Source organism: Actinoallomurus acaciae, from assembly GCF_042429965.1.
Classification (GTDB): domain Bacteria; phylum Actinomycetota; class Actinomycetes; order Streptosporangiales; family Streptosporangiaceae; genus Actinoallomurus; species Actinoallomurus acaciae.
The window spans coordinates 1-7,670 of sequence record NZ_JBHLZP010000389.1; the positions used below are offsets into that span (position 1 = coordinate 1).

4 protein-coding genes are annotated in these 7,670 nt (G+C 72.4%); all 4 read right to left on the minus strand.

The annotated features are described in order from the left end of the window. On the minus strand, positions 1 to 604 hold a 604-nt coding region (locus ACFFNX_RS35640; RefSeq protein WP_378210364.1), incomplete at its 3' end, for a hypothetical protein. Further along, the gene (locus tag ACFFNX_RS35645) at positions 601 to 2,412 is read right to left on the minus strand and encodes an MBL fold metallo-hydrolase (protein WP_378210365.1); all 1,812 of its coding nucleotides are present in this window, start codon (positions 2,410 to 2,412) and stop codon (positions 601 to 603) included. The genes ACFFNX_RS35640 and ACFFNX_RS35645, both read right to left, overlap by 4 nt. Positions 2,413 to 2,499: 87 nt before the next feature. Further along, positions 2,500 to 5,625 (minus strand): amidohydrolase family protein, encoded by a 3,126-nt coding sequence (locus ACFFNX_RS35650; RefSeq protein WP_378210366.1) that lies wholly within the window; start codon positions 5,623 to 5,625, stop codon positions 2,500 to 2,502. Positions 5,626 to 5,848: 223 nt separating this feature from the next. After that, a partial coding sequence (locus ACFFNX_RS35655) for a glycoside hydrolase family 3 C-terminal domain-containing protein (protein WP_378210367.1) occupies positions 5,849 to 7,670 on the minus strand: 1,822 nt, incomplete at its 5' end.

Genomic DNA, 7,670 nt, shown 5'->3' on the forward strand with positions numbered 1-7,670 from the left:
TCCGGTCGTCGGCGGCCCGCTCGCGGGACAGCCCGAAGCAGGTCGGTGCGGGCGTGAACAGCCAGCGGCCCACGCCCGGCTCGCCGCCCTCGCCGTTGACGCTGATCACGGCGGGCTCGACCGCCGGGCGGGCGACGCGCCAGGGATGGTCCGGGTTCGGGGAGAAGACGGTGTGGTGGGCCGCTCCGCTCGGCAGCACGCCCTGCGGCAGCCGTGCCCCGCCGAGCAGCCGGACCGTGGTGACGCGGCCCTCGCCGCGCACGGTCGCGCCGAAGGTGATCCGGCCGGGGTGGAACTCCACCACGTGCGTACGCGTGGCCCACCGCGAGCCGGCGCACGTCACGGTCAGCCGTACGCACGAGTCCTCGGACTCCCAGGTGACGGCCTCGACGCGGGTCGTCTCGTCCGGGCCGTCGAGCGTGTCCACGGAGACGAGCAGCCGCAGCGTCCCCCAGGACCCGCCGTCCGCCCCGGTGACGTCGGCCAGGAGCCGGTCGCGGTCGACGCGCGCGGTGTAGTGCTCGGCGCGGATCTCCAGCGACCCGCCGATCTCGGCGACCTCGACGCGCGTCCTCGGTCGTTCGCCCTCCGCACTCCCGGTCATCGCACGTCCACCAGGGCCTCGGCCTGCTGGCCGAAGGCGCGATCGCCGGCGGTGAGGTCGGCCGCCAGCCGCGCCCGTCGCCGGCGGCCCGGCGGCGGGACGACGGTGAACCGCACCGTCGCCTGACCGCCTCCCTCGACCTCGACCGCGCGACGGGCCGGCGTGACCTGCCAGCCGGCGGGCACGACCAGGTCGACGCCGAGCTCGCAGCGCTGCCGGAACGGGTTGACGACCTCCACCTCGAACTCCCGGCTCTCGCCCGCGGCCACCGCCGACCGGTACGGCAGGATCCGCGCGCCGAACCCCTCCGCGCCGAAGTCGACCTCGTCCAGCGGCAGCAGCGCCCGGTGCAGGCGGGCCAGCTCCTCGCCCTTGGCCAGGAGCATGTCGAGGTACCGGTCATCGACCGCGCGCGGCTCCCAGTGCCCGCTGATCATGAGGTCCGGGGACAACCGGCGGTAGAGCAGCGCGGAGTCGACGAAGTCGTCGAACCGGAACCGGTTGCGGTACTGGAGGTTGAGCACCTCGGTCCGCTCGCCGTCGACCCATCCGCCGTCCTGCTGGTCGCCGGTGGCCAGCACCTTCCTGCCGTCGGCCTCGAACGCGATCGCCACCGCGTACAGCGTGTGGCCGGGCAACGGATACATGGTCAGCTCGTACTCGTGCCACCGCATCGGAACGCCCGGCGCGATCGCGCGGTCGACGGGCAGCGGGTCGTACCAGAGACACGGCAGGTCGTACCGGCGCGGGTCGCGCAGGATCGGCGCGATCGACTCACCCGCCCAGATCTCGGTGCCCTCGACCTCGTGCAGCAGGCCGAAGCCCGCCACGTGGTCGTCGTGGTAGTGGGTCGGGATCGCCACCTCGACCCGGTCGACGCCGTACGTGCGCCTGAGGGCGTCGAGCGAGGCGAGCCAGGGGCGGCGCGAGGAGCGGTCGTCGCCGACGGGCAGGCCGGTGATCATGTCGAGCCCGTAGTCGATGAGCAGCGCGGAACCGGAGTCCGACAGCAGGGCGTAGCTGGTCGCGAAGGAGGTGCGGTTGCGCAGCAGGTGCGGGGTGACCTCCTCGTACGGCCGCCGCAGCCAGGCGTCGAGGTCCCAGGGCTCGTCACGGCGGAAGTCGACCAGGGCCTGCATGTTGCTCCGGGTCTTCGCGATCGCCTCCGCCGGCTCGGCGATCGGGCGGCCGTGCGAGGGGAGCACGAGGTCGGGGGCGCGGTCGGCGACCAGGTCGAGCGAGATCACCGTCGCTGCCGCGCCCTCCAATGCCGTGTAGCCCCGCTGCAACGCCGAGACCGACCAGACGGTGCCCGGCCCGTACAGCAGGTCGCCCGTGAAGGCCATCCGCCGGCCGTCCAGCTCGGCGAGGTAACTGACCGAGCCCAGCGTGTGCCCGGGCGTGGGCATCGCGTGGACGTCGACCCCGCCGATGCGCGTGGTGCGGTACTCGGGAACGACGCCGTGGACCGGTACGTCCTCCAGCAGCGAGAACCGGTCCTGGCGCAGGTCGTAGTAGTTGTCGATGACCCGCGTCTGCCAGTGCGTGCCGACGTCGGCGAACAGGTCACGCTCGGTGGAGGGCACCCAGATGCGCATCCCGGCGGCCGCCGCGCGCGCCAGCCCCTGGCCCTGGTCGCGGTGGTGATGCGTCATCAGCACATCGGTGATCCGCTCGACGCCGTGGTCGGCCAGGTGATCGAGCACGGAGCCGGAGCCGAAGTCGATCGCGACGGCGTCCGTTCCCGTGACGAGCAGATAGACGTTGCACGTGTCGTGATGGACGCGCAGACTGTCCGTGATACGCATATGGGAACGATTCCATACGGAGGGACCGGCGGGGAAGTGTCCCCGCCGGGCCGCCCGGCGTTTCGGGTGGTGCGGACGCGCTCGCGGTCAGGTCTCCGCGCAGCAGGACCGCTTGCTGTCCTCCAGGTAGTGGGGGTCGTGCCACCAGTACCCGCGGTTCGCCGGATGCTCCGGAAGCCGGGGCAGCATCCGGCCCGCCGGCGCGGCGGTCGTGTGGTCCGGGGCGGCGAACGGCGCGAGCAGGTCGTCCACCGTGTGCAGTTCCCCGTTCACCATCACCTGCCGCACGTCGGCCGCCCGGGTGATGTCGGTGAGCGGGTCGCCGCCGAGGAAGGCCAGGTCGGCGTACATGCCCGGCTTGATCTGGCCCAGCGGCTCCTCGAGGAACTCCCCCGGCGCCCGGGTGGCCGTGGTCAGCGCCTCGTACGGCGTGAGCCCGTACTTGACCAGGGCGCGGAGGTTCATGTGGGTGCTGACCGCGGTGTGGTCGATCGGTGAGTCGGTGCCGGTGATGATCCGGCCGCCGCCGCGGATCGTCGCGACGACCTGGGCCACCTGGGCGGCGAGGTTCTGCTCGTTGACGGTCTGGTCGGTGGTCCTGGCGGTCTTCACGGCGGCCTGGAGCGAGGCGTACTCCCAGGAGGGGTACAGCGTCTTCACCCTCCGGTCGGTGACCAGCGAGGTGTCCTCGCGGAACATCGTCGCCGCGACGAACAGCGTCGGCGTCCGCACCGCGCCGGAGGCGGTGAAGATGTCGATGACGTCGCTGTACCCGGTGCCGAGGGCGGTGACCGTGCGCGAGTAGCCGAACCGGTTCGTCGCGCCGATGTGCTCCATGCCGTCGCCGCCGAAGGCCGTCGCCGGGTAGTGGTAGTGCGACGTGGCGTGCACGCGGTGCTTGTGCGCCCAGGCGATGACCTTCTGCTGCCACTCGGTGGGCAGCCGCACGTAGGCCTTCATCAGGTCGTAGTCGAGGGCGCCGGCGCGTTCGAGTTCGAGGGCGAGCTGGTCGTCGTCGAACGTGGGCCGCATGAAGTTGTAGAAGATGCGCGGCCCGTCGACGGCCTCGCCGGTGGCGAAGTAGCGCGGGGCGATCCGGGCGCCGGACTGGAACGACTCGCGCGCCTCGACCATGTGGTACGCCGGGCTGCCGGGCGAGCGGGTCGTGGTGATGCCGAGCGACAGCCAGAGCCGTCCCTGCCGGTCGCCGTACTCATATCCCTGCATCTCCCGGTGGTTGTGCATGTCCACCAGGCCCGGGACGACCACGGAGTCGCCGGCATCGACGATCTTGTCGCCGCGTCCGTGGCCGCGCGGCTCGACCGCGGCGATGCGGTGCCCCTCGACCACGATGTCCACGTTGTCGCGCAGCTTCTGGCCGCTGCCGTCCCACATGCGCGCGGCGCGGACGACGGTGCGCCCCTTGGAGCGAGTGTTCGCCCAGGTCAGCGGCGTCGGCAGGGTGCGCGTTCGGCCGCCGTCCACGGTGACGAGGCGGAGCCGTCCGTTGTTCAGGTACAGCAGCTGCCGCGAGTCGCCGCTCCAGCTCACGGCGTCGGTCACCTCGCGGGTGATCTGCCGGGCCCGGCCGGCGGGCGTGCCGTCGGGATGGACGTCGACCACCCACAGCACGCTCGCCACGACGAACGCCATCTTCGTACCGTCGGGCGACCACACGGGGCCGTCGTCGCCGCGCGTCTGGATGGAACGGTCCGGCAGCGGGTCGACGTAGGTGCCGGCGCCGGTGCGGCGATCCACCAGGAGGATCTTGCTGAGCCCCTCGCGGTAGCGCGCGGAGTACGGCTTGATCGCCGCGAGGGCGATGACGTTGCCGTCGGCGGACCAGGTCGGCCGTCCGGGCTCGAAGGTGGCGGTGTAGACGGGCTGGACGTCGCCGGAGGCGACCTCGACGGTGTAGAGCGCACCGGTCTGGTCGAGGAAGGCGATGTGCGCGCCGTCGCGCGACCAGGTGCCCGACACGGCGGCGGCGTCCGGCAGGTTCGTCAGCCGGCGGTCGGTGCCCGTCCGCAGGTCGCGGATCCAGATGTCCAGCTTGCCGGCCCGGTCGGTGGAGTAGGACAGATACCGGCCGTCCGGGGACCAGGCGGGGGCGCTCTTCCACCAGTGGTCACGGGTGAGCGGGCGGGGCGCCTGGCCGATCGTCATCGTGTAGATGTCGTTGAGCGCGCGGAACGCCACCTGCCTGCCGTCCGGGGACAGCACCGGGCTGCCGATGCCGACGACGGGCCGCGCCTTGGCGGAGTCGAAGTCGCGCCCGCGTTTCCGGTACCCCGGCGCGGTGACGGTGACGGCCGCGCTGAAGCCGATGTCGTTCCGCGTGCCGTCACTCACCGAGCGGCGCCGGATCTTCCCGTCGGCGGTGTAGAGGAACTCGTCCCGCGAGCGCCACGAGACGCGGAAGGGGAACACCTCCTCGCCGGTCACGAGCGGCTCTCCCGAGCGCCAGAGCTCGCTGCGGCCCGATCGGACGACGGAGTACACCAGGTCCTGGCCGTCCGGGGTCCAGGCCGGATTGTGGATCACCTGGTCGGCGGGGACGGTCACGGGTGTCGTACGTTCGCCGGTGCCGAGGTCGACCACGTCGATCCGGGTGTTCGCCACGACGAAGGCGATGCGCGTGCCGTCCGGCGACCACGCCGGTTCGTACTCCTCGGCGGTGGTGTCGGTGACCGGCGTGACGTCGCCCGACGCCACGTCCAGCGTGTGGATGCCGTAGCTGCCGGTCAGGTCGGAGGACAGGACGATCCGCCTGCCGTCCGGGGAGAAGCGCGGCTCCCGGTGGTCGTACGGCCCGTGGGTCAGCCGGCGTGCCCCCGACCCGTCCGGGCGGATCATCCAGATGTCGAAGACGCCCTCGCGGTAGGACTGGAAGGCGATCCACCTGCCGTCCGGCGACCACTCGGGCTGGGCGATGTCGTACAGGTCGCTGGTCACTCTGCGGGCCTGGCCGCCGGAGGCCGGCAGCACCCACAGCACGCCGACGAGGTCGAGTGCGATGAACCGGCCGTCCGGCGACAGCTGCGCCGCCACGTCGGTGCCCTCGCGCAGCCGGACGGTGCGGCCCCGGCCGGACGACTTGGACGTGGCGGCCTCGGCCGGCCGTGCGGCGCGGAGGTCGATGCCTCCGATTCCCGCGATAGCGGCGGCGCCCGCCGCACCCGTCAGGAGGCTTCGCCTCTTGATGCCCGCCATGTGCTCTCCGTCCTCGCGGAGACCACGCGGACGCTCGGCGTGCCCGCCGAGCGCCGATCGTCCCGGCCCGGTGCTCGTCTCCGCGCGCGATCTCGCGGACGGAACGCTAGCCGCCGAAACGACCGGCGAACAGCACAATGTCCTGTTTCGGCCCTGCCTCTCAGCTGCGGAATCCCGCTACCTGGGCGTTTCGTTGGTAACGATCTGACAATGTCCCGACCAGTCAGTGTGCGGGGAGAGTCACGGGCGCCGACAGCGGCAGGTCGCGGGACGAGTCACCGACCGCGATCGCGTACCGGCCGCCGGGGACGGTCCAGCGCTGCGCGGCGGAGTCCCAGACGGAGAACGCCCGCCGGTCGAGGGTCAGCCTCACGTGCCTCACCTGGCCGGGCCGCAGGGTGACCTTGGTGAACGCCTTGAGCTGCCGCGGCGGCTCGCCGGCCGACGCGGGATCGGTCACGTACACCTGGGCGACCTCCGCGCCGGTACGCGATCCGGTGTTGCGCACGTCGAGGCCGACGGTCACCCGCCCGTCGTGATCGGGCCGGCCCACGGTGAGGTGGCCGAACGCGAACGTCGTGTACGACAGGCCGTACCCGAACGGGAACAGCGGGTCCTGGCCCTGCGCGTCGTACCAGCGGTAGCCGACCTGGAGCCGCTCGGAGTAGGTCACCACCCCGTTCACGCCGGGGTAGCGCTCCGGCGAGCTCACCGGGGTCTGGGTCTCGCTGCGCGGGAAGGTCACCGGGAGCCGGCCCGAGGGGTTCACGTCGCCGAACAGCAGCGCGGCGAGCGCGTTGCCGTCCTCCTCGCCCGGGTACCAGGCCTCGAGCACCGCGGGGACGTCGTCGATCCACGGCATCAGCACGGGCGCCCCGCTGTTCAGCACCACGATCGTGTGCGGGTTCGCGGCCACGACCGACCGTACGAGGTCGTCCTGGCCTCCGCCGAGCGACAGGCTCGTGCGATCCGTGCCCTCCTTCTCCGTGTCGCCGACGATGACGACGGCCACGTCCGAGGACTTGGCGAGCGCGGCGGCAGCGGCGGGGTCGGCGCCGTCCGAGCTCCGCACGGTCACGCCGGAGCCGGCGCGCCTGGTGATGCCGTCGACCGGGCTGACGGTGTAGAGCGGATCGACGTGGGAGCTGCCGCCGCCGCCCGGGTGCGCGACCTGGGCGTACGGGCCGACGACCGCGATCGAGTGCAGGCGGCCCGCGTCGAGCGGCAGGGCCGCGCCCGCGTTCTTGAGGAGCACACTGGTCTGCTCGGCGGCCGACCGCGCCACCGCTCCGCCGGCGGCCGCGTCGATCGGCGTGACGGTCCGCGGGTGGTCGAACAGGCCCGCGCGGATCTCGATCGCGAGGCGCCGCTCGATCATCGTGTCGAGCTGGTCCATGCTCACCGTGCCGTCGAGGACGGCCTGCTTCAGCTCCTGGTCGTACGGGCCGTTGTCGTGCAGTTCGAGGTCCTGGCCGGCCTGGGCCGAGCCGACCGCCGTGTGCGTGGCGCCCGCGTCGGACTGCACGAACCCGTCGAAGCCCCACTGGCCGCGCAGCACGTCGGTGAGCAGGTGCCGGTTCTCGCACATGAAGGCGCCGTTGACCGACGGGTAGGCGCACATCACCGAGGCGACGTGTCCCTCCTTCACCGCGGCCTCGAAGGCCGGCAGGTGGATCTCGTGGAGGGTGCGGTCGTCGATCTCCTCGTCGACGGTCGTGCGGTTGGTCTCCTGGTCGTTGGCGGTGTAGTGCTTGACCTCGGCCAGCACGCCCTGGCTCTGGATGCCCTGGATGTTCGCGACGGCGAGCCGCCCGGCGAGGTAGGGGTCCTCGCCGTAGTTCTCAAAGGCCCGGCCGTTGCGGTAGACGCGCACCATGTTCACGTCGGGCGCCTCGATCAGGCTGTGCCCGACGTCCCCGGTCTCGCGGCCCTCGACCACGCCGTACCGCCGGGCCAGGCCGGGGTCGAAGCCGGCCGCGAGGGCGACGGGCGCGGGCAGCGCGGTCGCGTTCGGCTGCTGTGGCACCGCGCCGGTCCCGACGCCG

What these genes read in the sequence shown, in the direction of transcription:
- ACFFNX_RS35650 (WP_378210366.1), bottom strand. Translation starts at nt 5,625, where the DNA reads ATGGCGGGCATCAAGAGGCGAAGCCTCCTGACGGGTGCGGCGGGCGCC.
- ACFFNX_RS35645 (WP_378210365.1), bottom strand. Translation starts at nt 2,412, where the DNA reads ATGCGTATCACGGACAGTCTGCGCGTCCATCACGACACGTGCAACGTC.